The organism is Pseudomonas sp. GD03875, from assembly GCF_029840585.1.
GTDB lineage: Bacteria > Pseudomonadota > Gammaproteobacteria > Pseudomonadales > Pseudomonadaceae > Aquipseudomonas > Aquipseudomonas paralcaligenes.
The window spans coordinates 1-18,278 of the sequence record NZ_JAOCCV010000043.1; the positions used below are offsets into that span (position 1 = coordinate 1).

The following is an 18,278-nucleotide window of genomic DNA, read 5'->3' on the forward strand; positions in this document are numbered from 1 at the left end:
CTGGCCGGGCTAGAGCGCCTGCTGGCGCGGGCGTAGCAACGCGCGCAGGGCGATGCCGCCCAGCGCCAGGCCCAGGCACGGCAGCCAGACCCAGCGTGCCTCCGACGCCAGCACATCCAGCCCGCGCTGGCTGAAGAAGCCGGCGAGGAAGGGCGACACCTCGATCGGCCGCCAGGGCAGGAAGAAGCGCTGCTCGCTCCACGGCCAGAACCAGGCCACGCCGAGGCCGCCGTCGGTGGCCGCGTCCAGCAGGCTGTGCGAGGCGGTCGCCAGGGCGATCCACACGAAGGCCCGGAGCGGGCCACAGCCGAGCAGGCGGCAGCCCAGGGCGCCGAGCACCCCGGCCAGCCCGGCGAACAGCAGGGAATGGCTGAAACCCCGGTGGCCGAAGGCATCGGCGTAGGCGATGCCGAACTTGAACGCCAGCATGTCGGCGTCGGGCAGGAGGGCGAACAGCATGCCGGCCAGCAGCAGCTTCGGCGGTACCACGCGCGGGCCGAGCGCCAGGCCCAGCGCCAGGATCGGCAGTGGGTGGCTGATCAGGGTGGTCACGAGTGGTCGTGCAGACGCGCCAGCTGGCGTTCCAGCAGCGAGGGGTAGGGTTCGAGCAGGCGCTCGACGCAGCTGGCGCCCTCCGGGCTGGCGATGGCGCGGATGCGCGCGCGCTGGCGCAGCAGCGGGTCGTCGGCGACGCTGCGCTGCACCAGCAGCAGGTTGCGGCTGTGCTGGGCCAGGGCCAGGGCGTCCTGGGCCGCCTCGCTGAGCAGCAGTTCGGCCTGGCTCGGCGGGATGTCCTCGTCGCTGCGGGTCAGGCCCAGCTGCAGTTGCAGGGTGATGCCGCTGTCGGCCACCTCGATCTGCAGGGCGTGGCCGAGGGCGCGCATCAGCTCGCCGCAGCACAGCGCGTGGGTCAGGTAGTCCTCGCCGCTCTGGGCGCTGTCGAACAGCATCAGGCTGCTGCCGTCGTTGAGGGTGAACAGTTTGCCCTGATACAGCGCGGCGGCTCGCTCCAGGCAGTCGCGATAGCGCTGCAGCAGCTCCATCAGGCGCGCGCGGGGCAGGTGGCGCAGCTGCTCCTGGGCGCCGAGCTGGATGGCCAGCACGGCGCTGCTGACCTGCCGTTGCGGTGCGGCGGGCTCTGCCAGCGGCGGCTCCTCCTGCTCGACGTCCTGGTGCAGGTCGCGCAGGTCGGCGAAGGGATCGTCCTCGTCGGGCTGCCGGGCTACTGCCGGGCGGGGCGCCGGCTCGTCGAGGTCGTCGTCCTCGTAGTCGTAGTCCTTGTCGGCGCGCAGGTTCGGCACGTCGAAGCCCGGCTCCGAGGCATCGTCGTCCTGCTCATCGAGGTCGAGGTCCGCGTATTCGTCGTGCGCTTCCTCCGGCTCCGGCTCGGGTTCCGGTTTTTCCGGCACCAGGCGCGCCTGCAGCTGGCGGGCGAGGTCGCCGACCTCGTCCTGGCGGCCGGCGCCGGGGGCGGGGTCGTCCGGGTCGCGCAGCCAGACGCGCAGCTGCATCAGCGGCGTGGAGATGTGGCGGCCGAGGCGCAGGCTGAGCGAGAGGGTCAGCGCCAGCAGGATCAGGCTCAGCAGGCCCATGCTCTGCAGGCTGATGGTCATCGGCTGCTGGAACTGCTGCATGTCCAGGCTGATGCGCAGTTGCCCGGCGATCACCTCCTGGAAGGTGATCGGCGTGGAGTACAGCCCCTCGGTCTCGCCGAGGATGCTCTGGGTCGGGCGCGAGCCGGCCTCGGCGAGGATGCGGTTGTCCACGCTGTAGATCGCGGCATGGGCCACCAGCGGGTTCTTCGCCAGGTTGCTGAGCAGCACGTTGAGGCTGAGGATGTCGTTGGACACCAGCAGCTCGGTGGCCGAGGCGGCGGTCTGCACGGTGAGGCTCTGGCCGAGGGCGTCGGCCTGCTGCTGCATGGCCTGTTTGAACTGCATGCCCATCACCCAGGCGTAGATCACCAGGGCCAGGGCGACCAGCAGCAGGCTGTGGCTGGCGATGCGCAGGGCGAGCGGCACGCGGCGCTGGCGCAGGGCATTGAACAGCAGCAGGAAGAAATTGTCGGGCTTGACCTGAACGGGCCGGTTCACAGAGCGCGGCTCTTCTCGAATGAAATTGCCGCGCAGTATAACCACCGCCCCCAGGCGGGCAAAGCGCCGCCCGTGCCCTGGCCCCGGCGAAACGGGTTAGAATGTGCGCCCTTTCGCTGACCCATCTGCAAGCTGGAGTGTGCGCCTTGCGCGAAATCGTCCTGATCAATATCACCGGGGAAGATCGCCCGGGCCTGACCGCGGCCATCACCGGCGTGCTGGCGCAGGGCGGCGTGAACATCCTCGACATCGGCCAGGCGGTGATCCACGACACACTGTCGTTCGGCATCCTGGTCGAGATCCCGGATACCGAGCGGGCTTCGTCGGTGCTCAAGGACGTGCTGTTCACCGGCTACAAGCTGGACCAGCAGGTGCGCTTCACCCCGGTCTCCGAGGCCGACTACCAGCAGTGGGTCGGCGCCCAGGGCAAGACCCGCTACATGGTCACCCTGCTGACCCGCAAGGTCACCGCCGAACAGTTGCAGCGGGTCAGCTCGATCACCGCCAAGTACGGCCTGAACATCGACCACATCGACCGCCTGTCCGGGCGCATGCCGCTGGACATGCCGGCCGACCAAGGCAAGGGCTGCATCGAGTTCTCCGTGCGCGGCGAGCCGGCCGATGTGGATGCGCTGCGCGCCGAGTTCCTCAGCGTGGCCCAGGAGCTGGACGTCGACATCGCCTTCCAGCGCGACTCGGTGTTCCGCCGCAACCGCCGCCTGGCGGTGTTCGACATGGACTCCACGCTGATCGAGGCCGAGGTGATCGACGAGCTGGCCAAGGCTGCCGGCGTCGGCGAGAAGGTCTCCGAGATCACCGAGCGTGCCATGCGCGGCGAGCTGGACTTCCGCGCCAGCTTCAAGGAACGCCTGGCCCTGCTGCAGGGGCTGTCCGAGGACGTGCTGGAAGAGATCGGCGCCTCGCTGCGCCTGACCGAGGGTGCCGAGGTGCTGTTCGCCGAACTCAAGCGCCTGGGCTACAAGACCGCCATCCTTTCCGGCGGCTTCACCTACTTCGCCAAGCAACTGCAGGCCAAGCTGGGTATCGACTACGTGTTCGCCAACGAGCTGCAGATCGTCGACGGCAAGGTCACCGGCGTGGCGGTCGAACCGATCGTCGACGCCCAGCGCAAGGCCGACCTGCTGCGCGAACTGGCGGAGCGCGAGGGCTTGCGCCTGGAGCAGACCATCGCCGTGGGCGACGGCGCCAACGACCTGCCCATGCTCGGCCTGGCCGGCCTGGGCGTGGCCTTCCGCGCCAAACCGCTGGTCAAGCAGTCGGCCAAGCAGGCGATCTCCACCCTGGGCCTGGACGGCATCCTCTACCTGCTGGGCTTCCGCGACCGCGACGGCCAGGAGTAGGTGTCCGCTGTCGTAGGGTGCGCCGTGCGCACCGGGGCCATGCACGGGGTTGTTGGTGCGCACGGCGCACCCTACGGCCAAAAGTCCTTGCCCATGAAAAAGCCCCGCGATCGCGGGGCTTTTTCGTGGTCCTGGATCACTCGTCCCCGGTAGAGAATTCGTAATCCATCGACTGGCTCGGGCCCTGCAGGTAGTAGCCCTGGATGTAGTTGACCCCGGCCTGCCAGAGGGTGGCCAGCACGCTGGCGCTCTCGACGTAGGGCACGATGGTCAGCTTGGCCTGGGCGTGCAGGCTGGCCAGCAGGGTCTTCAGCGCCTCCTGGCTTTCCGCGTTGGAGAGGTCCTGGGAGAAGGAGCCGTCCACCTTCACGAAGTCCACGTTGAGGTACTTGAGCGTGTTGAAGGGGTTGATGGCGCAGCCGAACTGGCCGAGGGCGACCTTGCAGTGCAGCTCCGCCAGGCCCTGGGTGAGCGCCTTCGCCTGCTTGAGGTAGGCCACCGCGTCCGGTTCGCTGATCTGGAACACCAGGGAATCCGACGGCAGGCGCGCGGCCTTGAGGGCCACGCTGAGCCACGGCAGCAGGGTCTGGTCCTGCAGGCTGTTGGCCGACAGGTGCACGAACAGGCGGGTGCTGTGGCCCTTGCTGCGGTGTTCGGCGAGCAGCTTGACCGAGTGGAGGATCACCCAGCGGTCGATCTTCTCGGCCAGCCCGGCCTCCTTGGCCGCGTTTAGGAACTCGACGGGCGGCACTTCCTCGCCCTGGCTGTTGAGCAGGCGCAGCAGCACCTCGTAGTGCTCGTCGCTGTCGCCGCGCAGGCTGATCACCGGCTGGAACAGCAGTCGGAAGCTGTTGTTGTCCAGCGCCTGCTGGACCATGGCCACCAGGTTGCCACGGCTGGCGGCGGCGGCCAGTTCGTCTGCCGGATCGTAGATCTTGATCGCGTTGCCGCTGAGTTCGTCCGCGCAGCGGTGGGCGCGGTCGATGACTTCCTGGGCCTTGCTGGTCTGCTCGCTGAGCCCGGCGACGCCGATGGACAGGGTGGTCTGCACGGTGCGGCCGGCGACGTCGAACAGGTGGCTTTCGACCTTCTTCAGCAGGGCGGCCAGCTGTTCCTTGCTCTGCTCGGGGCTGGCGCCCGGTTTCAGCACGGTGAACACGTCGTCGCCGAAGCGCGCCAGCTGGGCGCCGTCGCCGAAGTGGCCGCGCAGCATGACGGCCAGGTCGGCGAGCAGGATGTCGATGCCGGCCAGGCCCACTTCGCTGACGATTTCGCTGTAGCGGTCGATGCGGATGTAGCACAGGGTGGACGGCTGGCCGTCGTTCACCGCGCGCTGGGCGGCGGTGTCCATCAGCTCGACGAAGTGCGAGCGGTTGAACAGGCCGGTGACCAGGTCCTGGCTGCTGATCTCGCGCAGCTTCTCTTCCAGCTCCGCGTTGTCGCTCTCGGCGCGGATCACCACCTGGATGCACGGCTCGCCGTCGTAGGCGGCGGGCGAGAAGGTCATGCGTGCCTGGAAGCGCTGGCCGTCGGGCTTGACCCCGCCGCAGCTGAGTTCGGTGCTGCCTTCGCCGCTGGCGTAGCCCTTGAGGAAGTCCTTGAAGCGCGCCTGGTCTTCGCAATGGATCAGGTCGATCATCGGCATGCCTTCCAGCTCGTCCGCATCCTCGTAGCCGAACAGCTGGAGGTAGGCGCGGTTGGCGTAGATGTGCATGCCGTCGTGGACGTAGGTGATGGCGTCCACCGAACTGTCCAGCAGCAGCTGGCAGCGCTTCTCCGCCTCGCGCAGGGCCACTTCGGCGGCGCGTCGGGCGCGGCGTTCCTCGAGGTTGGCCAGCTCGCGGCTGGCGATCAGGATCAGGCGCTCGTCCTCGCCCTGGGGCAGGGCGTCCTGGGCACCCAGGGTCAGGGCCTCGGTGATGCTGTCGGAATCGTTGTCGGCCACCAGCTGGATCACCGGAATGTCCTTGGCCTGGCGGCGGATGGCGGTGATGGCTTCGCTGGGGTCGAGGTGATCGCTGGTGGGCGCGCTGATCAACAGGTCCCAGCTGTTCTGCAGCGCATCCGACAGGTTGTCGCTGGAGGTTATGCGATGCACTCGGGTGGCGTGGCCCGCATTGCGGAACAGGCTGACCAGGCGCTCGGCCTCGTTCTGCGAATCCTCAAGAATCAGCAGCCGTATGGTTTTTTTTTCGATGGCCATGAGGTTTTTTTCAGAGGGTGCCGAAGAGCGGATAAAAAAAGGCGACGGATGGCATTTCCCCGGAATCTACAGGGACTTCCAGAGTGAGTCAAAGTCTTCATCGTCGCCTTGGCCCGGGGTTTTCTGAGCTGTGACGGAGGTCCCGGACGGTGGTTTGGTCTCGTCCAGAACCCGGTATTCGAACTGGCTGAAACTGCCGGTTCCGGCCTGTTTGCGGCTGAGGATCGCGCGGGTTTCGTCACCGCTGCGGTTGATGATCACCTTGTTGCTTTCCTGGAACGGCAGGCGTGGCGTGATGATCGTGGCGGGGCGGGAGATCACGCGGATCTCGGGCAGCAGCATGGCCCGCAGGTACTGGCTGTTCTGGTCGCTCTTGCGCACCAGCTGCACGCCGCAGGGCTGGGCGTGCGGGGCGATCAGCTCGATACCCATCTGCGTGCCGCCGCCCCTGACCTGGCGGATCCAGCGCACGATCGCCACGCTCCAGGCCTGCTCCGGTGCGTCCTGCACGCCCAGCAGTTCGCCGGCCTGCAGCTGTGCCGGCACTTCCCGTGGCCAGCTCAGGCAGTAGCCGCCGGGACTGTGGTTGACGATGGGCACCTCGAACGTCGGGTAGCTTTCCGCCGGCGCCTCGATGGGCTGCTCGCCCGGCTTCTGCGGCGCCTTGTACTGGATCACCTCCATGGTGATGCCGTTTTCCCACTCGTTCTCGCGCTGGGCGTCGAAGGCGTTGGCCCAGACATCCTTGCTGGCGGCGGCACTCATGTCGGTGGTGGCGAACTGGGCGCCGCGCGGCTTCTCTTCCTGTTTCAGCACGTCGGCGAAACTGCGCTTGCCCGCCAGGTAGAAGTGCAGCGCCGACATGCCGATGCACAGCGTCAGGCTGCCGCGCCCCGGCGTGCGCTGGAAGGTACGCTCCGCGATATCGCCCCAGGCGGAGGCGAGGTGCTGCAGCAGATCGGTCGACATGCCTTCCGGGGTCGTCAGCCGGCTCGGCTCGGGGCTGTCCGGCGGCAGCAGCAGGTGTTCCTTGATCGCATCCACCAGTGCCTGCGGGTCCAGGCCGAGCAGGTTGCTCAGGTCGCCTTCGAACAGCGCCTTGTAGCGCGGCGGGCCGTCCACCTGCGGGGCCACGGCGAACAGGCTGTTGGGCGCGTCGGCCCGTTGCAGGGTGACCAGGGTGCTCCAGTTTTCCAGGGCCTCGGCCAGGCGCGCGATGCTGTTCTGGCGCATCTGGTTGCAGCGCGCGCAGCCGAGTAACAGGGCGCCGATGTAGATCTGCTCCAGGCTCAGGCTGCTGCCTTTGCGCGCCAGGCTGTCGCGCACCTGGGCCTTCTGCAGGCCATGCTGGCGGGCAATGCGGTAGAACTGGTGCAGTTCCAGCCAGAGCCCTTCGGGCACCGGGCAGTAGAGCTGGCTGGCGCGTACCAGCGGGCCGCACAGTGCGTGGCTGGCACGCTGCAGCGCAACGGCGAGCAGCTGCGCCCGGTCCTTGGCGAAGCGCGGCAGTTCCTGGGCGATGATTAGCTTGTAGCCGATGGCCAGGTGGTTCTGCAGGGCCTGGCACAGGTTGGCGACCTTGCGCGGGCGCTCGTCGAGCACGATGGACTGGTTGAGGAAGTGGCGTTCGAGGTGGCTGGTGACGAAGTACACCTCGGGGCGCAGCAGTTCGAGCAGTTGCAGGCGGTTGTCGGTGGGCGTGATCAGCTGGTTCAGTTCGATCAGGCCCTGGTACAGCTGGCGGGCGGTCTCGCCGATGTTGGCCTTGGGCAGGCCGGCGATCCAGCGCTTCACATCGCGCGGATTGGCTTCACAGAAGGACAGGCCCTGTCTGTCGGGGGTGGGTACGCGCAGGAGCAGGTGAGGGCTCTGTTTATCCATACCTTAGCGGTGGTCCGTAACAGGCGGGCGGCATCCTGGCCGACGGGTTTTTCGCAACTCTAGCAGCATCGCGGCGGTGTCGCAGCCCTGGACGGGCAAATGCGGGACCTGCCAGCTCCGACCCGGGCGCGCGGCGGATCGTTCCTTCGGCCATTCCCGCGCGGCCGGCGCCGGCGCGGGAGTCGGCGGACGAGGGCTCAGGCGCGCGGCAGCGCCAGGGCCTGTCCCATGCGCACCGGGCTGCCGGCGGTGAGCCCCTCGGCCCACTGCACCTGCTGCGGTCCGAACAGCACGATGGCGGTGGAGCCCAGCTTGAAGCGGCCCAGCTCGCCGCCCTTGGCCAGTTCGATGGCGCCGCGCGCGGCCTCGTCGTAGCGGGTGGTCTTCAGCTCGCGCTTGGGCGGCGTGACCAGGCCGGCCCAGACCGTCTCGATGCTGGCGACGATCATGGCGCCGACCAGCACCACGGCCATCGGGCCGCGCTCGGTATCGAACAGGCAGACCACCCGCTCGTTGCGGGCGAACAGCTCGGGCACGTTCTCGGCGGTGGTCTGGTTGACCGAGAACAGGCGACCCGGCACATAGACCATCTCGCGCAGGGTACCGGCCAGCGGCATGTGCACGCGGTGGTAGTCCTTCGGCGACAGGTAGACGGTGGCGAAGTCGCCGCCCATGAAGGGCGCGGCGCGCTCCACATCGCCACCGAGCAGCTCCAGCACGCTGAAGCTGTGGCCCTTGGCCTGGAAGCAGCGACCCTGCTCGATCGGGCCGAGCTGGCTGACCGCGCCGTCGGCGGGGCAGAGGATCGCGCCGGGCGTTTCGTCCAGCGGGCGCGCGCCGTCCTTCAGGGCACGGGTGAAGAAGGCGTTGAAGTGCTCGTAGGCGGTCAGGTCCTCGACCTGGGCTTCCGCCATGTTCACCTGGTACTGGCGGGCGAACCAGCCGATCAGGCGGTCCTTGAACCAGGCCGCGCGGCACTCGGCGGCGAAGCCGATCAGGCGGGACAGCAGGTGGTGCGGCAGCAGGTACTGGCTGAGGATAAACAGACGCTCTTTCATCATGGTTCCTTGGAGATTCGAAGCTCGACCGGGGTGTCGGGGAGATTTCCCCATTCGGACCAGGACCCGGCATAGGCCTTGACCCTCGGGTAGCCCAGCGCCTTGGCCACCACGTAGGTGAAGCCGGAGCGGCGATGGGTCTGGCAATGGGTGATCACTTCCTTGTCCGGCGTGATGCCCAGGTCGCGCAGCACCTGGGCCATGTCGTCACGGATGCGCAGGCTGCGCTGCGGGTCCATGCCGGCGGTCCACTCGAAGTTGACGGCGCCGGGGACGTGGCCGCCGCGGGCGGCGAGCACCTTCTCGCCGGAGAATTCGGCCGGCGAGCGGGCGTCCCACACGGCCAGATCGGGGGCGCCCAGGCGGCTTTCCAGGTAGTCGCGACTGGCGGTGGGCGCGTCGCTCAGGGTCAGCGCGACGCTGCCGGTCGCGGCGGCGGGCGTGTCCTGGCCGAGTTCGCGGCCCTCGCCCAGCCAGGCCTGCAGGCCGCCGTTAAGGAAGTGGTAGTGGGGGTGGCCGATCACGTCGAGCAGCCAGATGAAGCGTCCGGCCCAGCCGCCGCCTTCGTCGTCGTACACCACGTAGACCGCATCGGCGCGGTGGCCCAGTTCGCCGAACAGCGCCTCCAGCTGCGCCTTCTCCGGCAGCAGGCCGGGGGCGGGCGACTGGCCGAGCTGGGTGCGCTTGCTGTCGACCCAGCGGGCGCCGGGGATGTGTCCCTCGGCATAGCGGGCGGCGGAACTCAGGTCGATCAGGATCAGCTCGGGCGCCGACAGGCGGGCGGCCAGTTCGGCCGGTTCGATCACCAGCGGCAGGCCTGAGAAGGCGGACATGCGGAGCCTCCTGAGAGTGGAAAAGGGGCGATTGTAGCGGAAAGGTCAGCTGCCGCGGCGGGCGAAGGTAGACAGCGCCCGCTCGATGCATTGCACGGTTTTGCCGAAGGCCTGCAGGGGCGTGGCGCCGATCTCGCCGCCACCCTGGTCGGCCACCAGCAGCATCACCACCCGACCGTTGCTGGCCAGCGAGCGCAGCAGCAGGTGCTCGCCGCTGAACAGCGCCTTGAGGCTGCCCGGCAGCAGGGCGGAGACCTGGGCCATGTTGGCCGGGCTCAGGCGCAGCTGGCCGGCCTCGGCCAGCAGGCGGCGCAGCACCTGGCTCTGCGCCGGGTCGAGGCGCAGTTGCGCCGCGGCCGCCGGCAGGCCGGCCACCTGCTGGGCCTGCAGGCGGGTGTGGTTGCGGTCGGCCAGCAGTACCAGCACCCGCTGCATGCCGCCGGCCTGCAGGGCGTGGCAAGCGCTGTCTGTCAGCTGCACCACGTTGGCGAACGGCGTGGGCTGGGCCAGGAGCCTGGCGCAGTGATGCTTCCACTGGTCCAGCTGGAGGTTGGCGACGGGCGCGGGCGGCGGCTGTAGGTCGCGCAGGCGGCAGGCGTCCCAGGGCCACAGCAGCGCTTCGGCCGGGTGCCAGAGGCCCGGCAGGTGGTGCTGGCGCGCGCTCTGCGCGGCCTGCTGGTGGACCAGTTGCTGCATGTCCGGCAGCGCCAGCTGCAGATAGAGGCCGGTGAGGCGCTGCCAGCGCAGGTGGTGTTCGCAGGACCAGTTGTGGTGGCTGGAAACGGCCAGGCCGTTGGCAAGAAGGATGCTGTTGCCCGGCTGGGTCAGCCAGCGGCGCAGGTGGGTGTCTTCGTCCAGGCGCTGCTGCTGGTGCAGGGGATTCTCGTTGTCGCGGGCGAGGTGCAGGGCCTTGACCAGCAGTCGGCGGTCTTCCACCAGCAGGCGATAGCCCTGGACGATCCACTCCGGCATGCGCCAGTGCCGCGCCAGCGCCAGGCAGAGCGAAGGCAGGGCCACGCCGAGCAACTCGCGCTCGACCTTGCAGGCCGGCTCGCCACGCCCCAGTACGCGCCTTTCCCAGGCCTCGAAGAGCTGCGGGTAGGTCGCCACCAGTGGCCACAGCGGGGCGAGGAACAGCAGGCTGCCCCAGTGTATTTCCTGCCACAGGCGCGCCAAGCGCCCGGCGAACAGGCCGTTGGCCTGCTGAGAGGCGTGCAGGCTGATCAGCTGCAGCTGGCGAAGCGCCAGGGGAATCTGTGCCTCGTCCATCACCGGCATGGCGCCGAGAAGCGTTTCAGCACGTTTCAGGCCGAGACGGTTGAGCGCCATTTCCAGGCTCTCCGCCGGCTCGCTGAAGCTGTTGGTGCTGCGGTTGGCTTCGCGCAGGATGGCCAGGGCGACGGCGGGGCTTTCCTGCATCTGGTCGGCGATTTCCCGCAGCGAGCGGCGGCTGTCCAGCAAGGTGCGGCGAACCGCCTCATGATGGTGGGTCGCAACAGGCAGGCGCACCGCATCCAGCTGCTTGAGCCAGGCGTCGAGGCTGCGGGGTATGGTCTTGTCAGTGGGCATGCGGGTTGAGCCGAACTGGCTTTTCGCCTTTACTGCCTATAGTCTGGCTCAATACTTCCGATAATTAGAAGGGTTGTTTCGCTGAACCCTTTTCGACTGACACTTCAAGCTTAAATTCCATGGTCAAGATCATCGGCATCCTGGTTGTTTTCGGCTGCGTTTTTGGCGGCTTCGTTCTGTCCGGCGGCAAAATCATGGCCCTGGTTCATCCCTTTGAGGTGATGATCATCGGCGGCGCCGCGCTGGGCGCCTTCCTCCAGGCCAACCCCAGCAGCGCCTTCATGACGGTGTTCAAGAAGTCGCTGAAGATGTTCAGTAGCCGCTTCACCCACGCCTTCTACCTGGAAGTGCTGAAGCTGCTCTACGAGATCCTCAACAAGAGCCGCCGCGAGGGCATGATGGCCATCGAGGCCGATGTCGAGGACCCCAACGCCAGCCCGATCTTCAGCAAGTACCCGGCCATCCTCAAGGACGCGCAGATGACCGCGTTCATCTGCGACTACCTGCGCATCATGTCCAGCGGCAACATGGCGCCCCACGAGCTGGAGAACCTCTTCGACATGGAGATCGCCAGCCTCAAGGAGGACCTGGAGCATCCGGCCCATGCGGTGGCCAAGGTGGCCGACGGCATGCCGGCCATGGGTATCGTCGCCGCGGTACTGGGCATCGTGATCACCATGTCCATCCTCGCCTCCGCCGACAACGCGCAGATCGGCGAGAAGGTGGGCACCGCGCTGGTCGGTACCTTCCTCGGCATCCTCGCTTCCTATGGCTTCTTCGCGCCGCTGGCCGGCGCGCTGGAGCACGACGCCAAGGAGGAAGTGAACCTGTACGAGGCGATCAAGGCCACCCTGGTGGCCTCCGCCTCCGGCATGCCGCCGACCCTGGCCGTGGAGTTCGGCCGCAAGGTGCTGCTGCCGGCGCACCGCCCGAGCTTCAGCGAGCTCGAGCAGGCCATGCGTAGCAACTGAGGCGGGCCGCTGAGCGATGGAGAACAACCAGCCGATACTGGTCAAGCGGGTCAAGAAGGTTGCCGGCGGCCACCACGGTGGCGCCTGGAAGATCGCCTTCGCCGACTTCGCCACGGCCATGATGGCGTTCTTCATGGTGATGTGGCTGATGTCCTCGGCCACGCCGGAGCAGAAGAAGGCGATCTCCGGCTACTTCCAGGACCCTATCGGCTTCACCGAGAGTGCCAGCCCCTACGTCATCGACCTGGGCGGCACGCCGACGCCGGCGCCGGACCGCACCCTCAACCCCGAGCTGAAAGACTCTCCGGACTCCCAAGAGGCGGCCGTCGACAACCAGGACGACCAGGCCGGCGTCGACCAGAGCCAGGCGGAGCAGCTCGCCGAGCAGATCGAGCGCGAGCGTCTGGAGCTGCTGCTGCAGGAGCTGCAGACCAAGGTCGACGAGAACCCGCAGCTGCAGAAGTTCAAGGACCAGATCCTCTTCGAGATCACTCAGGACGGGCTGCGCATCCAGATCATGGATGCCGAGAACCGGCCCATGTTCGCCATCGGCAGCGCGCGCCTGCAGCCCTACTTCGAGGACATCCTGCTGATCCTCGCCGAGACCATCAAGGCGGTGCCGAACAAGATCAGCGTCAGCGGCCACACCGACGCCAAGCCCTTTGCCGGGCAGGCCGAGTTCGGCAACTGGGAGCTGTCGGCCAACCGTGCCAACGCGGCGCGGCGTACCCTGGTCGCCGGCGGCTACCCGGACGAGCGCGTGGCGCGGGTCGTGGGTTACGCCTCTTCGGCGCTGTTCGATCGCAACGATCCTTTCAATCCGGTCAACCGCCGCATCGACATCATCGTCCTGACCAAGAAGGCCCAGCGCGCCATCGAGGGCGAGCAGGGCGACGCCGACCCGCCGGCTCCCTCCGAGGCTTCGTCGGCACCGGCAGGCGCGTCGGGCGAGCCGGCTCAGGCGGACGAGCTGCGACAGCGCCTGAATATCTTCGAGGAAGGCGCGCTGAAGTTCGACCAGCCCCAGGAATGAAAGAGGCCGCGATGATCGCGGCCTCTGTGTATCAGTATTCTGGTTCGGGCAGGCTCGCCAGGATGTGCCGGTAGCTGGCCATCCGCTGCGGCTGGATGCGGCCATCCTCCAGCGCCTGGAGCAGGGCGCAGCCCGGTTCGCGGTCGTGCTTGCAGTCGCGGAAGCGACAGGTGCCGAGCAGATCGCGGAATTCGATGAAGCCGGCTTCCACATCGTCCCGGCTGACATGCCCCAGGCCGAACTCGCGGATGCCGGGCGAGTCGATCAGCTCGCCGCCGCGGGGGAAGTGGAACAGCCGCGCCGTGGTGGTGGTGTGGGTGCCCTTGCCGGTGACCTCCGACAACTCGCCGACCCGGGTGTCCACGCCCGGCAGCAGGCTGTTGACCAGCGACGACTTGCCGACGCCCGACTGGCCGACGAAGACGCTGACATGGCCGTCCAGGCACGCCTGCAGTTGCTCCATGCCGCCGCCCTGGCGTGCCGAGACTTCCAGCAGCTCGTAGCCAAGCTGGCGGTAAGTGGTCAGCAGGCCGTCCAGGTGCGCCGCGTTTTCCTCGTCTTTCAGATCGGCCTTGTTCAGCAGCAGCAGCGGGTGGATGCCGGCGTGCTCGGCGGCGATCAGGTAGCGGTCGATCAGGTTGGCGTGCGGATGCGGCAGTGGGGCGAAGACGATGACGATCAGGTCGACGTTGGCCGCCACGGGCTTGAGCAGGCCGCGCATGTCCGGGCGGCACAGCTCCGATGATCGGGGCAGTTGCGCGACGATGACGCCGTGGCCCTGGTTGCCCTGGCGCCACACCACCTTGTCGCCGGTGACCAGCGCAGGCAGGTTGGCGCGCAGGTGGCAGCGCTGCACCTGGCCGGCCTGCTCGCCCTCCAGGGCCTCGACCTCGACCTGCACACCGAAGTGGGCGATCACCAGGCCCGTCTGCTCCGGGCCCAGGTCGCTGCCTTCCAGCGCTTCGAGCAGGCGCGATTCGCGCTTGGCCGCCCGGGCGGCGCGCTCTTCCTGGACTTTCTCGATGCGCCAGCTCTGGCGGCGGGTCAGTTGGCGTTTGGCCATGAATGTTCCGAAGGGTGGGAAAACGGCGGCGAGTTTAGCACGCGGGCCGGCTGGTCCTGGCCGCGACCTGCTGGTACAACAGGCGCCATGCTCGAAACCCTGCGTCTTCGCTACCCGGCCGTGCTGGCCCTGATCGCCCAGTGCCTTGCCCTCGTCGGCGTGGCCGCCTCGCTGTGGCTCGCCGCCAGGCTCGGCGACTGGCGTCCCACGCTGTGGCAGGCGGCCGTCGCCCAGGGCGCGTTGGCGGCGGCGTTCGGCCACTGGCTGGGGCTGCGTCGCTGGTGGCTGGCGCTGAACCTGGCCTTCGTCCCGGGGTTGCTGGCGCTGCAGAGCCGCGAGTGGCCGGCCTGGTGGTTCCTCGCCGCCTTCCTGCTGTTGCTGCTGATCAACTGGAACAGCTTCCGCGAGCGGGTGCCGCTCTACCTCAGTGGCGCGGCCACCCGCCAGCGCCTGAGCCGGCGCCTGGCGACATTGCCGGAGGACTTCCGCTTCGTCGACCTGGGCTGCGGCCTGGGCGGTACCCTGGCGCAACTGGCGCGGGACTATCCGAAAGCGCGTCTGGTCGGCGTCGAGACGGCGCCGCTGGTGTTCCTCCTGGCCTGGCTGCGCTGCCTGCCGTACCGCAACTGCACGGTGCACTACCGCAGCCTGTGGCGCGAGGACCTGTCCTGCCACGACGTGGCCTACTGCTTCCTCTCGCCGGCGCCGATGGCCGAACTGTGGGCCAAGGTGCAACGCGAGATGCGCCCGGGCAGCCTGCTGATCAGCAACAGCTTCGAGGTACCGGGCGTGCAGGCCCGGGAAGTGATCGAGCTGAACGACTGGCGCGACTCGCGGCTGCTGCTCTGGCACCTCTGAGCGGCTAAACTGGCGTCTGTCCAAAGGAGCAGAAGCCATGCCGCAGAACCCCAACAACCTGATCTGGATCGACCTGGAAATGACCGGGCTGGAGCCGGAGCGGGACGTGATCATCGAGATCGCCACCATCGTCACCGACAGCGATCTGAACGTGCTGGCCGAAGGCCCGGTGATCGCCGTGCACCAGAGCGACGAGGTGCTGGCCGGCATGGACGAGTGGAACACCCGTACCCACGGCGAGAGCGGCCTGACCCGGCGCGTGCGCGAGAGCAAGGTCGGCCCGGCCGAGGCCGAAGCGCAGACCATCGCCTTCCTCGAACAATGGGTGCCCAAGGGCAAGTCGCCGATCTGCGGCAACAGCATCGGCCAGGACCGGCGCTTCTTGTACAAGTACATGCCGGCGCTGGAGGCCTACTTCCACTACCGCTACCTGGACGTCTCGACCCTCAAGATCCTGGCCGGCATGTGGGCGCCGCAGGTCAAGGACTCCTTCCAGAAGCAAGGCGCCCACCAGGCGCTGGACGACATCCGCGAGTCCATCGCCGAGCTGAAGCACTACCGTCAGCACTTCCTCAAAGTGTGAGGCGTGGCGCCGTAGGGTGTGCCGTGCGCACCGCCGGGCCACTGGTGCGCACGGCGCACCCTACGCGATACCTCTGAGGCTTAACTGACAGGCATCACCGTCTAGCTCGGGCTTTTTCCTGATGGCGCGCCAGCGCCCAACGCACATGCTCGCGCACCAGCTCCGAAGGGTGTTCGCGCCGCGCCTCGAGCGCTTCCAGCACCGGAATGGTCGACGGCGCGTTGCCCAGCCCCACGGCCAGGTTGCGCAGCCAGCGCTCGTAGCCGGCGCGGCGCAGGGGCGAGCCTTCGGTGCGGCTGAGGAACTCCTCTTCGCTCCACAGGAACAGCTCGGCCAGGTTGCCGCTGTCCAGGCCGTGGCGCGGCTGGAAGTCGCCCTGCTCGGTGGGGCGGGCGAAGCGGTTCCACGGGCAGACGATCTGGCAGTCGTCGCAGCCGAACACCCGGTTGCCGATCGGTGCGCGCAGCTCCTCGGGAATCGGGCCCTTCAGCTCGATGGTCAGGTACGAGATGCAGCGTCGCGCATCGAGGACATAAGGGCCGACGAAGGCCTGGGTCGGGCAGACGTCGAGGCAGGCGCTGCAGCGTCCGCAGTGCTCGCTGCCGTGGGGGGCATCCACCGGCAGGGCCAGGTCGACGAAAAGCTCGCCGAGGAAGAACCAGCTGCCGGCCTTGCGGTTGAGCACCAGGGTGTTCTTGCCGATCCAGCCGAGGCCGGCCTTCTCGGCGATGGCCTTTTCCAGCACCGGCGCGCTGTCGACGAAGGCGCGGTGGCCGAACGGGCCGACGGCCGCCTGGATGCGCTCGGCCAGTTGCTGCAGGCGCTTGCGCACCAGCTTGTGATAGTCGCGGCCGAGGGCGTAGCGCGAGACATAGGCACGCTCCGGCTCGGCCAGACGCTCGGTCATCCGCGTGTCGCCGGGCAGGTAGTCCATGCGCAGGGAAACCACCCGCAGCGTGCCGGGCACCAGCTCGTCGGGATGGGAACGTTTGCTGCCGTGCGCGGCCATATAGTCCATCTCGCCCTGATAGCCGGCCTCCAGCCAGCGCTGCAGGTGCGCCTCGTGCTCGCCCAGCTCGACGTCGGCGATGCCCACCTGCTGGAAGCCAAGCTCGCGCCCCCAGTCCTTGATGGACCGGGCCAGCTGGGCAAGATCGAGAGCGGAGTCGGGCATGGCGGGACGGCGGGGCGGGGGAGATGGGTATAATTCTGCCAGACCTCGCCCGAATCGCCGAACCATGCCAAGCAACGACCTGCCCCTTCCTCTATATAGCGCCGCCCAGGTGCGCGAACTGGACGCGCGCCTGATCGCCGCCGGCACTCCCGGCTTCGAGCTGATGCAGCGTGCCGCCCACGCCGCCTGGCGCGCATTGCGCCGGCGCTGGCCCGGGGCCGGGGCCGGGGCCGGCGAGATCACCGTTCTGGCCGGGGCCGGCAACAACGCCGGCGACGGCTACCTGATCGCCGAACTGGCGCAGAAGGCGGGCTGGGTCGTGCGGGTGCTGGCCGTCGGTGCGCCGGAACAGCTGGCGGGCGATGCCGCCGCGGCCCATGCGGCCGCGCTGGCCGCGGGCGTCCGCATCGAGGCATGGCGCGAGGGCATGGAATTGCGTGGCGTGCTGGTCGACGCACTGCTCGGCACCGGCTTCCGTGGCGAGCTGCGTCCGCCCTATGGTGCGGCGATCGAGGCGATCAACGCCACCGGCCTGCCGGTGCTGGCGGTGGACATCCCCTCGGGGCTCTGCGCTGACACCGGGCGGGTCGCGGAGGCGGCGGTGGGCGCCGACCTGACCGTCACCTTCATCGGCCTGAAGGTCGGTCTGTTCACCGGCGATGCGCCGGACTGGGTCGGCGAGCTGGTGTTCGACGACCTGCAGGCCGATCCGCAACTGGTCGCGGAGCATCCACACGTCGCCCGGCGCCTGGCCGGTGCCGCGCTGCCGGTGCTGGCGCCGCGTGCGCGGACCGCGCACAAGGGCCGGTTCGGTCATGTGCTGGTGATCGGCGGCGACCGTGGCTTTGGTGGTGCCGCCCTGCTCAGCGCCGAGAGCGCGTTGCGCGCGGGCGCCGGCCTGGTGTCCCTGGCGACCCGGCCCGAACACCTGCCGGCCAGCCTGGCGAGGCTGCCGGAAGTGATGTGCCAGCCCACCGAATCCACCTACCAGCTGCTCGGTCTGTGCGAGCGCGCCGACGTGCTGGTGGTCGGCCCCGGCCTCGGCCAGCAGGCCTGGGGGCGCAGCCTGCTCAGTGCGGCGCTGGCCGGCGGGCGACCACAGGTGTGGGACGCCGACGCGCTCAACCTGCTGGCCACCGGCGCCCTGGAACTGCCGGCCGACAGCGTGATCACCCCTCATCCCGGCGAGGCGGCGCGTCTGCTTGGCTGCTCGACCGCCGAGGTCCAGGCCGATCGTCCCGCCGCCGCTCTCGCCCTGGCACGCCAGTACCAGGCGGCGGTGGTGTTGAAGGGCGCCGGCAGCCTGGTGGCGGCGCCGGATGGCCGCCTGCTGCTCTGTGACCTCGGCCACCCGGCTATGGCCACCGCCGGCCTTGGCGACGTGCTGGCCGGCCTGATCGGCGCGCTACGCGCCCAGGGCCTAGAGGCCTTCGAGGCGGCCGCGCTGGGCGTCTGGCTGCACGCCGGTGCCGGCCAGCGCCTCGGTGAGCAGGGGCGAGGCCTGGCGGCCAGCGATCTGATCCCGACCATTCGTCAGCTGCTGCAGGAGCATGCGCCGTGCCTGAAGTGACCCCGCCCGAACTGACTCTCCATGCCGA

Annotated in this window: 15 protein-coding genes; 6 read left to right on the plus strand and 9 right to left on the minus strand. The window is 68.6% G+C overall.

Annotated elements, in window-relative coordinates; translation table 11 throughout:
- Positions 1-9: 9 nt before the first annotated feature.
- Both N5D30_RS23955 and N5D30_RS23960 read right to left on the minus strand, forming a co-directional pair.
- On the minus strand, positions 10-552 hold the full coding sequence (locus tag N5D30_RS23955) for a metal-dependent hydrolase (protein ID WP_279904185.1): 543 nt from the start codon (positions 550-552) through the stop codon (positions 10-12).
- A complete protein-coding gene (locus tag N5D30_RS23960) occupies positions 549-2,093 on the minus strand; it encodes a histidine kinase (protein WP_279910984.1) in 1,545 nt (514 codons plus the stop codon). The genes N5D30_RS23955 and N5D30_RS23960 overlap by 4 nt, the downstream gene beginning before the upstream one ends.
- 146 nt (positions 2,094-2,239) lie before the next feature.
- Here N5D30_RS23960 and serB point away from each other — a divergent pair, with 146 nt between their 5' ends.
- Positions 2,240-3,454, plus strand: a complete 1,215-nt coding sequence (gene serB, locus N5D30_RS23965) for a phosphoserine phosphatase SerB (protein ID WP_279910986.1) — start codon at positions 2,240-2,242, stop codon at positions 3,452-3,454.
- 136 nt (positions 3,455-3,590) lie between these two features.
- On the opposite strand, the gene N5D30_RS23970 is transcribed toward serB, so the two are convergent.
- From N5D30_RS23970 to N5D30_RS23990, 5 genes are all read right to left on the minus strand, one after another.
- The gene (locus N5D30_RS23970) at positions 3,591-5,657 is read right to left on the minus strand and encodes an EAL domain-containing protein (RefSeq protein ID WP_279904183.1); all 2,067 of its coding nucleotides are present in this window, start codon (positions 5,655-5,657) and stop codon (positions 3,591-3,593) included.
- 66 nt (positions 5,658-5,723) lie between these two features.
- A complete protein-coding gene (locus tag N5D30_RS23975) occupies positions 5,724-7,538 on the minus strand; it encodes a molecular chaperone (RefSeq protein ID WP_279910987.1) in 1,815 nt (604 codons plus the stop codon).
- Positions 7,539-7,735: 197 nt separating this feature from the next.
- On the minus strand, positions 7,736-8,596 hold the full coding sequence (gene asd, locus N5D30_RS23980) for an archaetidylserine decarboxylase (RefSeq protein ID WP_279910988.1): 861 nt from the start codon (positions 8,594-8,596) through the stop codon (positions 7,736-7,738).
- On the minus strand, positions 8,596-9,429 hold the full coding sequence (locus N5D30_RS23985) for a rhodanese-like domain-containing protein (protein ID WP_279910989.1): 834 nt from the start codon (positions 9,427-9,429) through the stop codon (positions 8,596-8,598). The genes asd and N5D30_RS23985 overlap by 1 nt, the downstream gene beginning before the upstream one ends.
- Before the next feature lie 45 nt (positions 9,430-9,474).
- Entirely contained in the window at positions 9,475-10,998 is a 1,524-nt protein-coding gene (locus N5D30_RS23990) for an HDOD domain-containing protein (protein ID WP_279910991.1), read from the minus strand.
- 119 nt (positions 10,999-11,117) lie between these two features.
- On the opposite strand from N5D30_RS23990, the gene motA reads away from it, so the two are divergent.
- Together motA and motB are read left to right on the plus strand one after the other, a co-directional pair.
- Positions 11,118-11,969, plus strand: coding sequence for a flagellar motor stator protein MotA (motA, locus tag N5D30_RS23995; RefSeq protein ID WP_279910992.1), 852 nt, complete (start codon positions 11,118-11,120; stop codon positions 11,967-11,969).
- Positions 11,970-11,985: 16 nt separating this feature from the next.
- Positions 11,986-13,002, plus strand: a complete 1,017-nt coding sequence (motB, locus tag N5D30_RS24000) for a flagellar motor protein MotB (RefSeq protein WP_220811536.1) — start codon at positions 11,986-11,988, stop codon at positions 13,000-13,002.
- 31 nt (positions 13,003-13,033) lie between these two features.
- Here motB and rsgA read toward each other — a convergent pair whose 3' ends face one another.
- Complete coding sequence (gene rsgA, locus N5D30_RS24005; RefSeq protein WP_279910993.1) at positions 13,034-14,065, minus strand: small ribosomal subunit biogenesis GTPase RsgA; 1,032 nt, start codon at positions 14,063-14,065, stop codon at positions 13,034-13,036.
- An 87-nt stretch (positions 14,066-14,152) separates the two neighbouring features.
- On the opposite strand from rsgA, the gene N5D30_RS24010 reads away from it, so the two are divergent.
- Together N5D30_RS24010 and orn are read left to right on the plus strand one after the other, a co-directional pair.
- Positions 14,153-14,923 (plus strand): class I SAM-dependent methyltransferase, encoded by a 771-nt coding sequence (locus N5D30_RS24010; RefSeq protein WP_279910994.1) that lies wholly within the window; start codon positions 14,153-14,155, stop codon positions 14,921-14,923.
- Between the two features lie 37 nt (positions 14,924-14,960).
- Positions 14,961-15,506 carry an oligoribonuclease gene (gene orn, locus N5D30_RS24015; RefSeq protein ID WP_279910996.1) on the plus strand — a complete coding sequence of 182 codons (546 nt, stop codon included), beginning with the start codon at positions 14,961-14,963 and terminating at the stop codon, positions 15,504-15,506.
- A gap of 94 nt (positions 15,507-15,600) precedes the next feature.
- Here orn and queG read toward each other — a convergent pair whose 3' ends face one another.
- Positions 15,601-16,680: a tRNA epoxyqueuosine(34) reductase QueG gene (queG, locus tag N5D30_RS24020; protein WP_279910997.1), complete on the minus strand. Its 1,080-nt coding sequence runs from the start codon at positions 16,678-16,680 to the stop codon at positions 15,601-15,603.
- 64 nt (positions 16,681-16,744) lie between these two features.
- Here queG and N5D30_RS24025 point away from each other — a divergent pair, with 64 nt between their 5' ends.
- A complete protein-coding gene (locus tag N5D30_RS24025; protein ID WP_279910999.1) occupies positions 16,745-18,250 on the plus strand; it encodes an NAD(P)H-hydrate dehydratase in 1,506 nt (501 codons plus the stop codon).
- Positions 18,251-18,278 lie beyond the last annotated feature (28 nt).

Bases quoted from the DNA above. Each gene is read 5' to 3' on its own strand.
- N5D30_RS23970 (WP_279904183.1), bottom strand. From the start codon at position 5,657: ATGGCCATCGAAAAAAAAACCATACGGCTGCTGATTCTTGAGGATTCG.
- asd (WP_279910988.1), bottom strand. From the start codon at position 8,596: ATGAAAGAGCGTCTGTTTATCCTCAGCCAGTACCTGCTGCCGCACCAC.
- N5D30_RS24025 (WP_279910999.1), top strand. From the start codon at position 16,745: ATGCCAAGCAACGACCTGCCCCTTCCTCTATATAGCGCCGCCCAGGTG.
- orn (WP_279910996.1), top strand. From the start codon at position 14,961: ATGCCGCAGAACCCCAACAACCTGATCTGGATCGACCTGGAAATGACC.
- motB (WP_220811536.1), top strand. From the start codon at position 11,986: ATGGAGAACAACCAGCCGATACTGGTCAAGCGGGTCAAGAAGGTTGCC.
- rsgA (WP_279910993.1), bottom strand. From the start codon at position 14,065: ATGGCCAAACGCCAACTGACCCGCCGCCAGAGCTGGCGCATCGAGAAA.
- N5D30_RS23975 (WP_279910987.1), bottom strand. From the start codon at position 7,538: ATGGATAAACAGAGCCCTCACCTGCTCCTGCGCGTACCCACCCCCGAC.
- queG (WP_279910997.1), bottom strand. From the start codon at position 16,680: ATGCCCGACTCCGCTCTCGATCTTGCCCAGCTGGCCCGGTCCATCAAG.
- motA (WP_279910992.1), top strand. From the start codon at position 11,118: ATGGTCAAGATCATCGGCATCCTGGTTGTTTTCGGCTGCGTTTTTGGC.
- N5D30_RS23985 (WP_279910989.1), bottom strand. From the start codon at position 9,429: ATGTCCGCCTTCTCAGGCCTGCCGCTGGTGATCGAACCGGCCGAACTG.
- N5D30_RS24010 (WP_279910994.1), top strand. From the start codon at position 14,153: ATGCTCGAAACCCTGCGTCTTCGCTACCCGGCCGTGCTGGCCCTGATC.
- N5D30_RS23990 (WP_279910991.1), bottom strand. From the start codon at position 10,998: ATGCCCACTGACAAGACCATACCCCGCAGCCTCGACGCCTGGCTCAAG.